The sequence below is a fragment of the Bradyrhizobium barranii subsp. barranii genome (assembly GCF_017565645.3).
GTDB classification, from domain to species: Bacteria; Pseudomonadota; Alphaproteobacteria; order Rhizobiales; family Xanthobacteraceae; genus Bradyrhizobium; species Bradyrhizobium barranii.
On the sequence record NZ_CP086136.1, the window covers coordinates 2,526,741 to 2,540,866 of the forward strand.

The window sequence follows — 14,126 nt, forward strand, 5'->3', positions numbered from 1 at the left end:
CTTCATGCGCCGGCGTCACCCTGTTTCATCAGCCGGGAGTTACTGAATTAGCTAAGCAGGCCCGGGCGATCGGGATCTTGACCCACCGCAAATGACTTCCCCGGCGGCATGACTATTATGCTATCATCAAAACGCTTGATTCAGGAAGAAGCAGGACCGTGATCACGGCATTGCCTGCAAAGCGCATTGATCGACCGGGGACATGCCAGAGATAACGGAAAAGTCTGACCGGCAGAAAGGTGCCGAAGCCGAAGTCGAAGGCTTTCGGAAAGACCTCGGCCCGTTTGTCGTCGCCGCTGAAACAACCCGAATGCCCATGCTGTTCACGGATGCGGCAAAACCCGACAACCCGATCATCTTCGCCAACGACAGTCTTCTCGCTCTGACCGGGTATGACCGGGAGGAAGTGCTCGGAAATGACTTCAACTTTCTGATGGCCAGCGGTTCGGATGTCGAGGCCTTGACGCGAGCCAAGGCCGAGTTCGAGGGTTCGTCTAACGGCGCCGAAGTGTTCTGCCGCCGCAAGGATGGCAGCGAATTCTGGGCCGCGCTCTTCGTCAGTCCGGTGCGCGATGAAGGTGGCGACATCGTTCAATATTTTGCATCCCTGATTGATCTCACCAAGCTCAAGGAAGATGAAGCTCGATCCAGGATGCTGATCGACGAGCTGAACCATCGCGTCAAGAATACCCTTTCCACGGTGCAATCGATCGTCTGGCAGACGTTGCGAACGACGACCGATCCCGAGCAGATTCGACAATCCATCGGATCCCGGTTGTCCGCGCTTTCCCGGTCGCACGACCTGCTGACCCGCGAGAAATGGGAGAGTGCCGGCCTGCTCGATATCGTTCACGATGCGCTGGAACCGTTCGGGGTCTCCGGCGGACGGGCGGATCGTATTGTGATCACGGGGGAGAACGTTCGCTTTCCACCGAAATCAGCTTTGGCCCTTGGTATTGCGTTCAACGAACTTGCGACCAATGCCGTGAAATACGGTGCGTTGTCCAACGCGGTCGGATCAGTCCAGATCTCGTGGACGGCGGAGACGCCGGCCGGGAAAAGGCTCGTGCTGAGCTGGAGCGAGAGAGGCGGTCCCCCCGTCGCGCCGCCGGCACACAAGGGATTTGGCTCGCGGGTGCTCGAGCGCGGCCTCGCTCATGAGCTGGAAGGTGAGGTGCAACTGGACTATCGGCCGAGCGGGCTTATCTGCACGATGGACATTCCGTTACCAAGAGGTGCCCCTGGTGGATAAGTTGCTCTGCGGCCGGCGCGCCCTCGTGGTCGAGGATGAGATGCTGATTGTCATGATGATTGAAGACATGCTTGCCGACCTCGGCTGCAATTCGGTGACTTCGGCCGCGACGGTCGACAAGGCGCTCGCGCTGATCGATGCGCAGGCCTTCGACGTCGCGCTGCTCGACATGAACCTGAACGGCGACGATAGCTATCCGGTAGCGGAGGCGCTCTTTGCGCGCGGAGTTCCGTTCGCCTATTCCACCGGCAACACCGGTCAAAGCGTCAGAGACAGCAACCCCGACAGGGTTGTGCTGAAGAAGCCCTTCAAACTTGAAGACCTGGTCGCGATACTTAACCGCCTCAAGCTCGCGCCGATCGAGTGAAAGGCTCGATGATTGTCAGGTTGCCGTTGGCGGGGATCAATTTGGCTGTGGCCGACCGGCAATCCGCCCAAGGTCGATCTAGGACGTGACAAAAACTTCTACGAACATCCCGGCGAAAGCGCCGGTGCTACCGACGAAGCTGCCGGACACCGGGATCGTCTGGCGGATATCGCGCGCGACCGCGACCGGGATCAGATTGAAGCCGCCGAGGCTGCGATTCGTCGGGTCGAAGGTGATCCAGCCGGCGCCCGGTACGAAGACTTCCGCCCACGCATGGGTTGAACCCGCACCGCTCGATCCGATGCTCTGTTGTTCCGGATTGTAAAGATAGCCGGAAACGATTCTGGCTCCGAACCCGAGCATGCGTGCTGCTTCGGTGAATAAGACCGCGAAATCCCGGCATGACCCCCAACCACGATTCAGGGTCTCTACCGGCGTTTGGGTGCCCTCATCCTCCCGGCTCTGATACCGGATAGCTTCGGAAACGCCGACGCTGAGGTCCTTTAGGAGCGACAACGTGTCGGTCCGACTTCCTCGAACGAACATTTGTGCCCAGTTTCGCAGGACCCCCGCCGTGTCCGAGAACTGGGGGACGGCCAGGGCGCCGAGATCGGTCCAATCGTCATCGGAATAGCGGAATGGATAAGATAGGGCCGAAACAGCGATGTCGAACACCGGCCATGCAACCGCGTCGAGCTGAAGCTCCGCGACGCTGGTGATCACCAGGTCGGAGGCTGTCATCTGAAACGTGGCTGTCGCGATCGCATTGCCAAACACATCGTGCGCCCAGGTCAAGGCAGCCTGCGGCGTCACCGTGACGTTGCTCGAAATCAAGCGAAGCTCGCGGCTTTCGCGCGGACGAAGCATCAAGCGGTGCGGCAACAGGTGCACGTGTTCGTTGAAGCGATAAGTCGTCGTGTGAAGAACCTTCAGCGTAATCAACGAAAGCTCCGATCGGTCAGCCTCTGGCCATGCCCCTTGTCCGGCGGTCCCCTTCGGGAAGTGTGGCCGAGTTGACGAGCCCATGCAATTGTCGCTCCAGATGACTGAAACCAGAGGCGACTAGGAGGAGCACACCATGAAGAACCGGCCGCCGCTTCCGAAGCATTTGAGCCGCCATAGATACCACACGCTGCTGGTCCGTCTGCAGATCGAGCTCGTCAAGCTGCAGCGCAGTGTGATTGAGCGCGGCCAGCGTATCCTTGTCATCGTCGAAGGTCGTGACGCCGCCGGCAAGGATGGCACCATCAAGTCGATTGTCGAACATCTAAGCCCGCGCGATACCCGCGTCGTGGCGCTGGGGCCGCCAAGCAATCGGGAGCAGAGTTCATGGTATTTCCAGCGTCACGTTTCGCACTTGCCCGCGGCAGGAGAGATCGTGCTGTTCAATCGCAGCTGGTACAACCGGGCCGGAGTTGAGCGTGTCATGGGCTTTTGCACCAAGGAGGAAACCGAGGAATTTTTCGAGACCGTGCCGGCGTTCGAGGCAATGATCGAGCGTTCAGGTATCACCCTGCTCAAGTACTACCTGGATATTTCGAAACAGGAACAGAAGCGACGGCTCGCTGACCGCCAAAGGGATCCCCTGAAGCAATGGAAGTTGAGCCCCATCGATGCCAAGGCGCAGAAGTATTGGAAGGCCTATTCCGAAGCACGGGACAAGATGCTGGAGCGGACGCACACCGTCACCTCACCCTGGACCTTGGTCCGAGCCGATGACAAGGAACATGCGCGACTTAACATTATTCGCGATGTGCTGTGGCGGCTGAATTATCCGGGCAAGCACCGTCGCCTCCACAGGCCGGATCCGGCGGTGGTGTTTCCCTACGATAAGGCCTGTCATGAGCGCGGCCTGATCGAGGCTTAGACGGAATGCTGCCATCAGGGAATTGCAGGTCTTAGCAGCTGAGCACGGCTCTCAGCGGCTTCTGCCGTTCGTGCTTTCGTCTGGAAGACCAGTTGTCAGAAAATATGCCGCACCCGACGGGTGATCTCTGAGCGCCTAGTTCGCTCAGAACCGCCGTTATGCAGTACCTTGTTGATTTAGATCATTACGGGTGGCTCCCGGTTCCAGAGATTAAGATCAAGGAATCGATCGTGATGCACCTGCGGGGTGGTCGTGACCGAAAATCACGAAGTGTGAAAGAAAGTATCACGTCGGCTGTTTACCGTTAGCAAGCTCTTCAACCGGCCTCCGCAGGGCAGGAAAGGGCGGTTGAGAGAGTATTTGACAGAAGCCGCCTCCACAAAGAGACCCACCTCGTTGCGCGCATCGGCTGGTTGAGAGCGGCTGTGCTTGGCGCCAATGACGGAATCATATCAACCGCAAGTCTTATCCTGGGAGTGGCGTCGGCTGCCGTCTCCCGAAGCGATGTTCTCTTGACTGGGATCGCCGGGCTGGTTGCCGGCGCCATGTCCATGGCGGCTGGCGAATATGTTTCAGTCATTCGCAGTCGGATACGGAGCATGCCGACCTCGCGCGAGAGAGGCGCGAACTGGCAGACGACCCGGTGTTTGAGAGGGGGGAACTCGCGCAGATTTATGTCGCGCGAGGCGTCGAGGCCGGCCTCGCTCGCGAGGTTTCTAAGCAATTGATGGCAAAGGACGCCTTGAGCGCGCACGCCCGGGACGAGCTTGGCATTTCGGAAATCAGCACCGCTCGTCCCGTACAGGCCGCGTTGGCATCGGCCGCGACCTTCTCCGTCGGAGCGGTAGGGCCGCTTGCGCTTGTCCTGGTCTCCCCGTCCAACGTGTTGATCCCGGCCGTCGCTGCAGGTTCGTTGCTCTTCCTGTCACTGCTCGGCGCGATCGGTGCCAAGGCAGGAGGCGCCGGCCTGTTAAGGCCAACCATACGAGTGGCATTCTGGGGCGCCTGTGCGATGGCACTGACGGCCGGAATTGGCGCAGTTGTTGGCAAGGTTGTGTGAGCGCCCCTTTGCGGGAGCCCTTGCCACAGCAGGGCAGCGACCTGCGACGCCTCACGCTGGCGGAGCTTCGCTCGGCCGTTCATGCCGACGTGAGGCATCGGATCGTCGCCGAACTCGACAAGGACCTCACCAAGCACCCTGTGCGCGATATCGAAAAGCATCTGCGAGACGCGGTCTGAAAACAAATGCCCGCATCCAATAGAGATTTGCCGGGCGACAGCCCGCCTTTCTCGGTGTAGGCATTTGAGATATCGAATCTTTTTCTAGAGGGCGGCGCCATAGCTTCTTTCGATCGAGCCGAAATTCGCGCTGCGCGAAAAAAAATCCGTGAATGAGAGTGGGGCCGGTCCGCGACTGAGGAAGCGATGAGGAATTGACCACCCCCACCCCCTCGCTTCGCCTGCCCTTGCCAGTTGCTTTTTGTATTCAATTCCACAATTTTGCATATGAACTAGGGACACCGGTCCCGGTCAATCCATAGAGTTTTGACTACCCCCTCCGTCGATAACGTCTTTTCCTCTACTTCCTCCGTGGCGAGCTCTAGCAGCGCGGGCGATCGAGTGGTGGTGGTGCCGGCTGCGGCTGCCGCCGTAAAGCCGAACTCCGACGCAATGGAATTGGCCAAGGCGCTTTCGCAGGTGGAAGGTGGCCTGACGGACGAGGACGAGATCCCGAGGTAGCCGAAAGCGCCGTGTCGCAGCCAGGCGATATCTGGCAGTTGGGTACCCATCGGATTGCATGTGGCGACAGCAGCTCCGCTGCACCGCGCGCACAAAAAAATAATCTCGCGGAATTTTGCGGCAAAAAATCCGTCACTGGACTACCGGTCCGTGGGGAGATTTTAGACTTTGACGTGCTCCCACCTACCTTTCTCTTCGATCGTCCCTAGGTTCATCCGACCATGCACGGGTTCCGTGAGGAACGGCCGATGAACAAGTCGGGGCATGCTCGAGTTATCACCCCATTTCGCTTACGTGATGCGGCTCAGATTCGAAGGCGTCGTTCTCGGCCTTGTCGCGGCCGCTCATCGATGTTGAAGCCGCTTCGTTGCGACAATTGCGGTCCGCGCTGCCAAGCGAGAACCCGGCACACTGCATCGGTGCCGTTCCACAGTCAGACGTCGCTCCGTCAGCCTCATCCAATGCGGAGACTTGCAATACTCGTCAGAAGGCATTTCGGTCCCTTTTCCGTACTGCTTGCTGTCGGTGGTGTTCCGCAGCATCTCCGCGTGTTGCCCGCATAGCCCTGACGTGCCAGCCGGCTGGCACCCGGGCCAACTGGTTTGCACCGTCTTCTTCTATTTTTATATCTGTATTCTTTGAGGTACTCATATTTGCGGACGATTTGGACCCTGTGCCGACAGCGAGGGTGCCCGCCGGTCGGCATCCCGTGGCCGCCGACGGTCCGCGCTTGATCCAGACCAGCCACTCGGTCGAGATCACCCGGACAACATTGGTCAGGTGCTTCGCTCCTCGTTGCGGCCTCTCCTTGATCTGGATGTGGCCAAGAAGCCGAGCTTGGTGCATTGCGTTCTGTACCGTGGTTCTCCCGACGCCGGCACGATCGCCGATCTCGTCGATCGAGAGGTCACAGATGCCGTGACGTTTGACCTCGCCGGCAACGATGCAGAGCACGGCGCGCTCACCCTCGGTGTAGTGATGGCGTAGCTTGTCGGGCATTGCGCTAGAGCCGCCGAGCATCCGTTTTCGCTGCCGGCGCCTGGTCCGCTCTTCGTCGGTTAGCCGCTTACGGCATGGGCGCGGGACAAATCGCGACAGCTGGCGAGCGACCCTTGCGATCGGAACTCCAGTCGTGAAGCTGGTTGCACGCTGCGGCCGGCGCTTTTCGATCGCTTGGCTCAGGAACGTCGCGTCGTCATCGCCGATGGCGCCTTGGCCCAGGAGGTGCCAAACCGAGCGACTGAGGCTATCGAGCTGGTCGGGCGACAGGGCTGCGTTGATGCCGTTATAGAGGGTCGCTGCGGCGGGTGTCAGGATGTGCATCACGCACCGCCAGTGCGAGCTACCGCAGCATAGGCGGCTCGTATTGCCTCGAATTCGCCGAGCGGACGATTGTCGGCGTCGTAGGCTGCGTATAACCGCTCTCCGACGCGACTGTAATGCCCCAGTCTTTCGCGGCCAAAGTAGACAGAACGTTCGAGCGGTTCGAAATCCGGTTTGGGGGCAGAGCCAGAAACACTTTGAGTTTCAATGACCGAACTTTGCCCCAAATTGTCCGCTAAGCCGTTGGTCTTGCAGATATGACGCTCTCCCCTAGGGAGCGCCAGCAAGTATTTTCAGTCACTTACATCAACAAATAGCGGCGCTAGCGGCATTCGATAGCGACAATTCGCGTGGGCGTCATGCTCGCCGGGCGAGTGCTTCGTGAAGTTGAATTTGGATATGGAAATCGACGAAAACCTGATCCGCCGCGACCTGTCGTCGGCGCAACGGGCGAAGCTGATCCCCAAGCGGAAGGCGGCTTGACGGCCTTATGGACAGTTTCGCTAAGGACACGGCGGCAAAATCTGGCAAGTCCGAGCGATCGATTGAGCGCGACGTAACCCGCGCCAAAGCGCTAGGCTCCGACCTTGATCGCGTGGCCGGGACGTCGCTGGAGAAGGAGCGCTTAACTGGACGCGCGGGCGTGCTGCAGACCACAGTAGCGCTTGTTCCAGATTTAACCTTCCGCGACGACATCAAGCTTAATCCGCGTCTTCGATTGCACCCGAGCTGCGGAGCGCTAACCTCTCTGCACCGGACATTGCCCCGTCCGGGTTCACCATGGCGAGGTCGTCGCGCCAAGATATTCGGCGCGGCGGCTTCGTTTATCTACCGCAACGGTATGAGCTTCATTTGGCGAATAAGCCCGACGATGACCGGTTCGATCTCGTTGAGATGCGACGACAGATCACGAACTTACGCTCGCAACACTCTGACAATCTTCTCGTCACATCGCGATTGAACCGCTTCTTCGTGAAGATTGCATTTTTATCTGAGCCGAAGGATGCAGCACACGCGCAGCACCTGCGGTCAGAATTCGCGCGGACGCTGCAAGGTATTGAAACGATCGTCACCCGGAGGCCATCTGCGAAGCGATCTGGTATCGTTAAGCGGCCCAAGTAATACTAACGCGGGTGCGCTCTTGCGCTCGCCGGGTCCGGGGCCGATGGTCGATGGAGTCGCGAAGTCGTCCTCGTTTCGCGTATCGAAGCCGCATCGCCGCGTTGGCGTTGATGCACCGCATTCCGAGCTTCGCGACATCGCCGGATTTCGTCGGGGAAGGTGGTCTACTCGCTTACGGTGCGTCGAGACGGCGTCTTTTTATTCGATCAGATTACTACGTCAAAAGAATCCTTGAGGGTGCACGAGCCAGCGACTTGCCCGTCGAACAGCCGACGCGGGTCGAGTTATGGATCAACGTTAGAACTGCAAAAGCGCTCAAGCTCGTAGTTCCGACGACACTACTCGCACAAGCTGACCAAATAATTGAGTAGACGCAAAAGACGTCTATTGGCACGAGCCCGACCAGTCGCGTTGGTCTGGCAAATTCCGTTCACGCGAGTAGACCGGAAGTCACCGGCTCAAAGGTAGACCGGTGCGTACGACCCGGACATTGGCGCGGGACTTCTGTCCTGGGCTTTTCGTTAGGACCACGGCGGCTCTTCGCTCGCCCCGATTGCCTCGTGGTGGATTGTGAAGCCCGCCGAACGCAGACCTGTCAGCAACACAGTTCTTACAGAGGCAGGATCGAAACCAATATCCTTGGCGTTTGGTGGATGTGCCTCGCTGCCCTTCAATCGGAGCGTCAAGTGCAATTGCTCGCAAAGGTGCCGAACCACGAGATTGACCTGATCGTCAGTCATGATCTGCTTTTCCCGCTACCATCTTGCGACCCAACTGGTAGCACATCTGATAGCCCTACACACAGCGACGCCGCCTCGCGAGTCGCGTGGTAGGGCCGCCTGCCGTCCGGACTTGGGCTGGATGAGTCGAGCCGGCCAACTCAATTTATTCCCGGTCAAAGTGAATAGGTGACTGCGCAAAAGGAGCACTCCGTTGGGTATCCTAATGTGACAGATCGATTGTCCTAATTCGGACAGCTCCAGGCGGCTGGCCGCACGCTAAGGGTTCACTCGGGAGTGTCATTCCCCTTCGGCTCTTGTAAAAACTTTGGCGGATGAACTGACCCCTGAGCTGCGACCATCGATCTATCGGGCCTAGTGCGCGACCTCGGAGGTAAGCCGCTTCCCGACATCAGTAGTCACATCGTGACACGGTAACGAAGTCTCAACCCTACCTGGCTCGACCCTTATTTGTGTTTTGAGTTTCCTCGTTTGTATGCTCGAGCATCGCTTTGAGTTCTTCTTCGAGCGATCGCGGCGAAATTCCGAGTGAACCGAATCCCGGCCGGCTGCCCGAGACCATCGTGTCGATCTGCATAAGCTCAACCTGATTGCGCGTGAGCGGCGGGTGCGGCAGGATCTCAGCGAGGCCGGCGGCGGTATTCCAGAAAGCAAAGGGTACTCGCACCAGCATTGGCCGCAATCCGGCGGTGCGCGCAATGGTCCGCAACAGCTCGCCGTATGAGTAAACGCGCGGGCCGGCCAGTTCGTAGATTGGAAACGGTCTTTGTGTTTGCCGCAGGACCTGTGCGATCGCCGCGGCGACGTCGTCCACGTACACCGGCTGAAGCATCGTCCTGCCGTCGCCGAATAGCGGATAAGCCGGCAGGGTCCGAAGCAGCCCAAGAATTGTCGTGAGAAAGGCGTCGTCCGGCGCGAACATTACCGCCGGGCGGATAACGACTGCGCCAGGGAATGCCGCTTGCACAGCCACCTCGCCCTCGCCGCGATTGCGAATATAGGGCGAAGGCGATGTGGGGTCAGCGCCTATGCCTGATAGGTGCACAAACCGTTTGACCCCGGCCCGCCGTGCCACTCCAGCGATCCTGGCGGCCGCTTCGACGTGCACCGAATGAAATGTGTCGCCTCCATGCTCGGTGTAAAGGCTGATCGCGTTGACGACGCCGTCGGCACCCATAACGGCGGCCTCTACAGAGCGCTCGTCATGGGCATCAGCGATGACCTGTTCCGCGTTGTCGCCCTCGGCCCGCGCAGGATGCCGTGAGGCTATACGCACCGTAACGGTGGAGGCGCTCAAATGGCGTACAACGCGACAACCAACGAAGCCGGTCCCCCCAAACACGGTCACGCGGTTCATTCCCCGGTCCATCCCACGATCCTGCGCAACGTTCTGTATTGACCCGCCGAGCGCCGCGCGCACTGCCTCAGTGGCCTCCGCCGGCGAACTGCCTTTGTTGAGATGATGTGAGATCACATCAATCAAAATGTGCGCTGCAGGGCCGACCGTTTGCCACTCTTTCCTAGCTTGATCGATCAGCGGCTGCGCCTCATTATAGAGCGTTTCCGCCTGTTCGATGATCGGATGTGCCTTACTGAGAAGATCGATCAGCGCCTTGGTCGCGGGCAATGACCGCTCAATTTGTTCAAGCTGCGCGTCGCTGAGACCGGAAACGTGACCAATGACTTCAATGAGCAAGTGTTTCAGCATAGCGCAACCTTGCTGGTAGCGACGCACTAACTCAGGGCAACCAAGCGAAAGTAGGCACGGGCTCGGGGGGCGTCAGTTGTTGTCTCAGCCGACAGGGCCCGGCCGCCAAGCTCTCGGAGCTTGGAACAATCGCGCGCAATGGTGGATGATATTTGATCCACATCGATTATGTCCAGCATTTGGACCCAAAATTTCGTTAGCTGCCTTGGGCAAGGCCTTTGGGGAGTGCAAGGCTGACAAGTCTTGGTACGTCCTAGAAAACACGATGTCGGGCCACTCTGTTAGGACACATCCGGCGGGGCCGCCTTGCCGAAAGAGGCGCGGTATTGAGAACTGTCCTGATGGACGGTGATGGGCTCAGTGCCCAAGTCGAACGGCTTGAAGCGGTGGAGACGGGTCGGCGGCACCGCTGGTCCGAGGACGTGCGTGTGGCCATTTCCCGGCGAAACCGGTACGACACTTTCATTCAGGGATTATTTTTCGGGTCGACAGAACCTTTAGCGTTACCCAGCCGATCTTGTCGTGACCGCCAATCTTCCGCCAAGAAAAACGATTCTTGTATCGAATACTTGGAGAGCTGTGAAAGGCGATGAGCGGAGAGGTACGTGGGCAACCGCGTGCACTGGCCTAATCTCTGAACCTCAGAGACGCGCTGGCGCGTGGAAAAAACGTCGCGAAATTCGATAGGGGTGATCCAATCTTTGCGCGGACCGCAAGCAGTTCTGGAGCTAGATGCATGAAACTATCCGACGGAGCGAAGCGAACATCAAGCCACCGCTCATACAGCTGCCGTCGCACGTAAATGCGCAACAATCCGACCATCGTGCAAAAATACGGCGGCGTCTGTCTAGAAACCCCGGAAAAAATCCGCGCGGTTGCGAGGAGCCTCGCCGATTTGCACAGCCGTGGTCATCGCGTCGTGGCGATCGTTTCAGCGATGGGTAAGACGACCGACGAATTAATTAAGGCGGCTTATCAAGTAAGCCCGCATCCCAACCGCCGCGAACTGGATATATTGCTAACGACCGGTGAGCGCATCAGCATGTCGTTGATGAGCATGGCCCTGTCTGATCTCGGTGCGCCAGCCATTAGTTTTACCGGGAGTCAGGCCGGTGTAATGACAGACGAATCTCATTCTTCCGCGCGAATTTTAGATGTGCGGCCTGCGCGCGTGCTCGAAGAACTCGGTCGCGGACGCATCGTGGTTTTAGCGGGCTTTCAAGGCGTGAATCCGCGAACCAAAGAGATCACCACACTAGGCAGGGGCGGCAGCGACACCACTGCAGTCGCCATGGCTGCGGCGCTAAAGGCCGAGCGCTGTGAAATTATCAAAGAGGTCGACGGAATTTGCTCGGCCGATCCGCGCGTCGTGGCGACGCAAAGCCATTGCGCCGGCTGGATTTTGCATCCTTATCCGAAATGTGTTTTTGGGGCGCCAAGGTTTTGCATTTTCGGAGCGTGGAGCTGGCACAAAGCCAAAATATCCCTTTGTATTTGCGAAAATGGGGCAATTCCGAACACAGCACGCGAGTGATGAAAGAGATTATCGGAATGGAAAGCAAAGTCTTGGCCGTCAACTCGATGGCTCGTATTGAGCATGTGGAGATCGCTTCGACGAATCTCAGTCACGGTTTTGAGAAATTTGCGCAGCATCTCAAGCAAAACGGCCTATCTTGGCCGCAAGTCCTCGCCTCGGCTTTCACCGCCGGAAAAACGCGCATCATGATGACTTGCGAGTCGGAATCGCTCGATACTCTGCTGCGCACGCTGGAAAGGAGCAAGGACTTGCGCAAAGAGCGTGAGACTTTAAGTTCGGTGAGCCTTACTTGCTTCGGCGGCGTTTCTTCAGACTTGCCATTTCGGGCGATACAAATTCTGCAATCCCGCGGGATTGTCGTTGAAAAATACGTTCTATCACCACATTCGATAAATTTGTTCGTTCCTGTGGAGACCCGCGAGGCCGCGGTCACGGCCTTACATTCGCTGATCTAACAACCTCTTCGAGAAGATGTCACGAAATCGCGTAAGGGGAGGGATGGTCAAGAGGGGCGGCTCGCCGGCTCGATGCGGCGACAACGAGAGTTCTTAATCTTGCTGATACGCGCCCGTCCGCCATCGTTGGTGTCAATTTTTTAAAGTCGGGAGGCGTCGATCATGCCGGGCACCATTGGTTGGCTACTTCGCGAGGGCGAACGAATCATTGCTTGCAACACAGGTCTATTGGGTGACAAGCACCTTCTAATCGGCGCTACCCGCGTTCGTAACGAAGCGCTTATTCTCAGAGACACAATGGATTACGTGGGCAAGCAGGTCGATGCGATTGTCGCTTATGATGACGCGAGCACGGATCGTACGCTGGAGATTCTATGCGAACATCCGAAAGTCGCTCTGATTGTGACAAATCGGTCGTGGGAAGCTGACATCGAGGCGCGCCGGATTGCTGAGGGTCGGCATCGCGGCCTCTTGTTGCAGACGGCGCGCGAGCATTTGCAGTTCGACTGGATGTTTTGCTTCGATGCGGATGAGCGCGTTACCGGGGATTTACGCGGATTCATAAAAGGAACGCATTCTAGCGAATGCGACGGCGTGCGGGTTCAACTGTTCGATGCCTATATGACTCCTGGGGACCACGCACCCTATCAGGCCGATCGCGAACTGTTGGACTTTCGTCGTTTCTTTGGTCCGGAAAGGCGAGACATTCTGATGTTGTGGCGAAACCGGTTGCAGGTCACCTTCGCAGAGCACCATGCGCGCGAGCCGGGTGGCGTTGAACGCGTGGCGACTGGCCTCTATTGCCAGCACTACGGCAAATCGTTGTCGGTCGACCATTGGGAAGATACCTGCGACTACTACATGCGACACTTTCCGTTCGATACCTACGGACGAAAATGGCGTGAACGCAAAGGTCGAGCAATCCACACCCAATCGGACTTCATGCGGCCGTTGTACGAGTGGGGTGACAGGCTCTTCGCGAATGCGATCAAGATGTGATTGTCCGAAAACTGAGCCGCCCCCGTGCCAATGCGGCCGCTTCGAAGTCGGCTTCGTTGATCTGGACGCGTTTTGGTCTGCGTTCGGTCGTGTTCGTTGTGTTCCGGTGAGATCGTTTCTGGTGCGAAACTGGTGCGGTAGATGGTCTGAGAGCGCGCCAAACAAATCGCGCCCAACAAGCCTTGCCGCCCCGCGCGGTCGACGAACCTCGCTCCGGGGGATGAAGTCGGCTCTGACGGTTCCAAACTAGGAACCTGACAGGCGCTGAGCGCAAGAATCCCGGGAGGTGTGAGGCGGCTCACACCCCCACGTCAGGCTTCGCGCTAATCAGATCGCTGCGGGGATTTCTGGCGGACAGGAGATTTCGCATGAAGCCTTTGATCATTTGTTCCATCGCCGCTGTTGGTCTGCTTGCTGCTGTGACCGGCATCCCGCGATCACACTCGAACGCAACGGTCGGGCGCGCCGGAACATCAAGCACGTCGACATTGCAGGGCATGCAAGGCGGTCGAAGCGCAGACAAGCTGCCGGTCGACGATTTTGACGATCGGTCATTGGTCTTTCCGCGGGATTCCAAGCGCTAAAGCATGATCCGGAAAAGTGCGCAGCGGTTCTCCGAAAAGATCATGCTCAAACAACAACCTAAAGCGCGATGACGATTCATCCCAATCTCATCGCGCTTTAGGCAGAAGGCCGCGCAGCAGACCGTTCAGCCAGGGCTCGCAAATTGATGCGCTTGAGCCTGCGAGGTCGAACGAAATCGTGGTCGAGAGGCGGGGCTACGGGCCCAGGAAAGCGGGCGGAATCGGGTAGTCGTTCCCCAAAAGGCCGAGCAATTCCAGTTCGCCTCGATGAGCGTCCAGTTCCAGAATGGCCAAGAGAAGCATCAGTACGGCCGCGGTATAGATGAGGAGCGGTGACGTTTCAGCGGGCACATCGTCATGGTGTGGCGGTATCGCATTGCGAAGTGATCGCCACAACGAAATGAAATGCAGATACGTTTTAGGTCGTATTTG

At 58.2% G+C, this 14,126-nt stretch carries 14 protein-coding genes and 1 pseudogene; 11 read left to right on the forward strand and 4 right to left on the reverse strand.

Annotated elements, in window-relative coordinates:
• Nucleotides 1–202: 202 nt before the first annotated feature.
• Nucleotides 203–1,252 (forward strand): HWE histidine kinase domain-containing protein, encoded by a 1,050-nt coding sequence (locus J4G43_RS12270; RefSeq protein WP_208084953.1) that lies wholly within the window; start codon nucleotides 203–205, stop codon nucleotides 1,250–1,252.
• Entirely contained in the window at nucleotides 1,245–1,619 is a 375-nt protein-coding gene (locus tag J4G43_RS12275; protein ID WP_208084954.1) for a response regulator, read from the forward strand. Before J4G43_RS12270 ends, J4G43_RS12275 begins: the two co-directional genes overlap by 8 nt.
• A gap of 78 nt (nucleotides 1,620–1,697) precedes the next feature.
• Here J4G43_RS12275 and J4G43_RS12280 read toward each other — a convergent pair whose 3' ends face one another.
• The gene (locus J4G43_RS12280; RefSeq protein ID WP_208084955.1) at nucleotides 1,698–2,561 is read right to left on the reverse strand and encodes a transglutaminase family protein; all 864 of its coding nucleotides are present in this window, start codon (nucleotides 2,559–2,561) and stop codon (nucleotides 1,698–1,700) included.
• Between the two features lie 136 nt (nucleotides 2,562–2,697).
• Between J4G43_RS12280 and ppk2 the strand changes: the two genes are divergently transcribed.
• The 3 genes and pseudogenes from ppk2 (at nucleotide 2,698) to J4G43_RS12295 (ending at nucleotide 4,725) form a co-directional block, all read left to right on the forward strand.
• Nucleotides 2,698–3,486 (forward strand): polyphosphate kinase 2, encoded by a 789-nt coding sequence (ppk2, locus tag J4G43_RS12285; protein WP_208084956.1) that lies wholly within the window; start codon nucleotides 2,698–2,700, stop codon nucleotides 3,484–3,486.
• A 404-nt stretch (nucleotides 3,487–3,890) separates the two neighbouring features.
• Nucleotides 3,891–4,546, forward strand: a pseudogene (locus J4G43_RS12290) (VIT1/CCC1 transporter family protein).
• 20 nt (nucleotides 4,547–4,566) lie between these two features.
• Entirely contained in the window at nucleotides 4,567–4,725 is a 159-nt protein-coding gene (locus J4G43_RS12295) for a baeRF12 domain-containing protein (protein WP_321576322.1), read from the forward strand.
• Between the two features lie 984 nt (nucleotides 4,726–5,709).
• On the opposite strand, the gene J4G43_RS12300 is transcribed toward J4G43_RS12295, so the two are convergent.
• Nucleotides 5,710–6,549 carry a hypothetical protein gene (locus J4G43_RS12300; protein ID WP_208084957.1) on the reverse strand — a complete coding sequence of 280 codons (840 nt, stop codon included), beginning with the start codon at nucleotides 6,547–6,549 and terminating at the stop codon, nucleotides 5,710–5,712.
• Between the two features lie 490 nt (nucleotides 6,550–7,039).
• On the opposite strand from J4G43_RS12300, the gene J4G43_RS12305 reads away from it, so the two are divergent.
• Together J4G43_RS12305 and J4G43_RS55920 are read left to right on the forward strand one after the other, a co-directional pair.
• The gene (locus tag J4G43_RS12305; protein WP_208084958.1) at nucleotides 7,040–7,510 is read left to right on the forward strand and encodes a hypothetical protein; all 471 of its coding nucleotides are present in this window, start codon (nucleotides 7,040–7,042) and stop codon (nucleotides 7,508–7,510) included.
• A gap of 271 nt (nucleotides 7,511–7,781) precedes the next feature.
• Nucleotides 7,782–8,042 carry an ABC transporter substrate binding protein gene (locus J4G43_RS55920; RefSeq protein WP_225005683.1) on the forward strand — a complete coding sequence of 87 codons (261 nt, stop codon included), beginning with the start codon at nucleotides 7,782–7,784 and terminating at the stop codon, nucleotides 8,040–8,042.
• 150 nt (nucleotides 8,043–8,192) lie between these two features.
• On the opposite strand, the gene J4G43_RS12310 is transcribed toward J4G43_RS55920, so the two are convergent.
• Together J4G43_RS12310 and J4G43_RS12315 are read right to left on the reverse strand one after the other, a co-directional pair.
• The gene (locus tag J4G43_RS12310; RefSeq protein ID WP_166349897.1) at nucleotides 8,193–8,411 is read right to left on the reverse strand and encodes a hypothetical protein; all 219 of its coding nucleotides are present in this window, start codon (nucleotides 8,409–8,411) and stop codon (nucleotides 8,193–8,195) included.
• A 430-nt stretch (nucleotides 8,412–8,841) separates the two neighbouring features.
• Nucleotides 8,842–10,119, reverse strand: coding sequence for a complex I NDUFA9 subunit family protein (locus tag J4G43_RS12315; RefSeq protein ID WP_225004821.1), 1,278 nt, complete (start codon nucleotides 10,117–10,119; stop codon nucleotides 8,842–8,844).
• Nucleotides 10,120–10,921: 802 nt separating this feature from the next.
• On the opposite strand from J4G43_RS12315, the gene J4G43_RS12320 reads away from it, so the two are divergent.
• The 4 genes from J4G43_RS12320 (at nucleotide 10,922) to J4G43_RS12335 (ending at nucleotide 13,694) form a co-directional block, all read left to right on the forward strand.
• Nucleotides 10,922–11,653 (forward strand): amino acid kinase family protein, encoded by a 732-nt coding sequence (locus J4G43_RS12320; protein WP_225004823.1) that lies wholly within the window; start codon nucleotides 10,922–10,924, stop codon nucleotides 11,651–11,653.
• Between the two features lie 17 nt (nucleotides 11,654–11,670).
• The gene (locus tag J4G43_RS12325; protein WP_225004825.1) at nucleotides 11,671–12,111 is read left to right on the forward strand and encodes a hypothetical protein; all 441 of its coding nucleotides are present in this window, start codon (nucleotides 11,671–11,673) and stop codon (nucleotides 12,109–12,111) included.
• A 162-nt stretch (nucleotides 12,112–12,273) separates the two neighbouring features.
• Nucleotides 12,274–13,110: a glycosyltransferase gene (locus J4G43_RS12330; protein ID WP_208084960.1), complete on the forward strand. Its 837-nt coding sequence runs from the start codon at nucleotides 12,274–12,276 to the stop codon at nucleotides 13,108–13,110.
• Nucleotides 13,111–13,478: 368 nt separating this feature from the next.
• Nucleotides 13,479–13,694, forward strand: coding sequence for a hypothetical protein (locus J4G43_RS12335; RefSeq protein WP_208084961.1), 216 nt, complete (start codon nucleotides 13,479–13,481; stop codon nucleotides 13,692–13,694).
• Nucleotides 13,695–14,126: the final 432 nt, after the last annotated feature.

Coding starts and splice junctions, on each gene's coding strand:
- J4G43_RS12305 (WP_208084958.1), top strand. CDS start 7,040: ATGGACAGTTTCGCTAAGGACACGGCGGCAAAATCTGGCAAGTCCGAG.
- J4G43_RS55920 (WP_225005683.1), top strand. CDS start 7,782: ATGCACCGCATTCCGAGCTTCGCGACATCGCCGGATTTCGTCGGGGAA.
- J4G43_RS12320 (WP_225004823.1), top strand. CDS start 10,922: ATGCGCAACAATCCGACCATCGTGCAAAAATACGGCGGCGTCTGTCTA.
- ppk2 (WP_208084956.1), top strand. CDS start 2,698: ATGAAGAACCGGCCGCCGCTTCCGAAGCATTTGAGCCGCCATAGATAC.
- J4G43_RS12270 (WP_208084953.1), top strand. CDS start 203: ATGCCAGAGATAACGGAAAAGTCTGACCGGCAGAAAGGTGCCGAAGCC.
- J4G43_RS12310 (WP_166349897.1), bottom strand. CDS start 8,411: ATGACTGACGATCAGGTCAATCTCGTGGTTCGGCACCTTTGCGAGCAA.
- J4G43_RS12335 (WP_208084961.1), top strand. CDS start 13,479: ATGAAGCCTTTGATCATTTGTTCCATCGCCGCTGTTGGTCTGCTTGCT.
- J4G43_RS12300 (WP_208084957.1), bottom strand. CDS start 6,549: ATGCACATCCTGACACCCGCCGCAGCGACCCTCTATAACGGCATCAAC.
- J4G43_RS12315 (WP_225004821.1), bottom strand. CDS start 10,119: ATGCTGAAACACTTGCTCATTGAAGTCATTGGTCACGTTTCCGGTCTC.
- J4G43_RS12330 (WP_208084960.1), top strand. CDS start 12,274: ATGCCGGGCACCATTGGTTGGCTACTTCGCGAGGGCGAACGAATCATT.
- J4G43_RS12325 (WP_225004825.1), top strand. CDS start 11,671: ATGGAAAGCAAAGTCTTGGCCGTCAACTCGATGGCTCGTATTGAGCAT.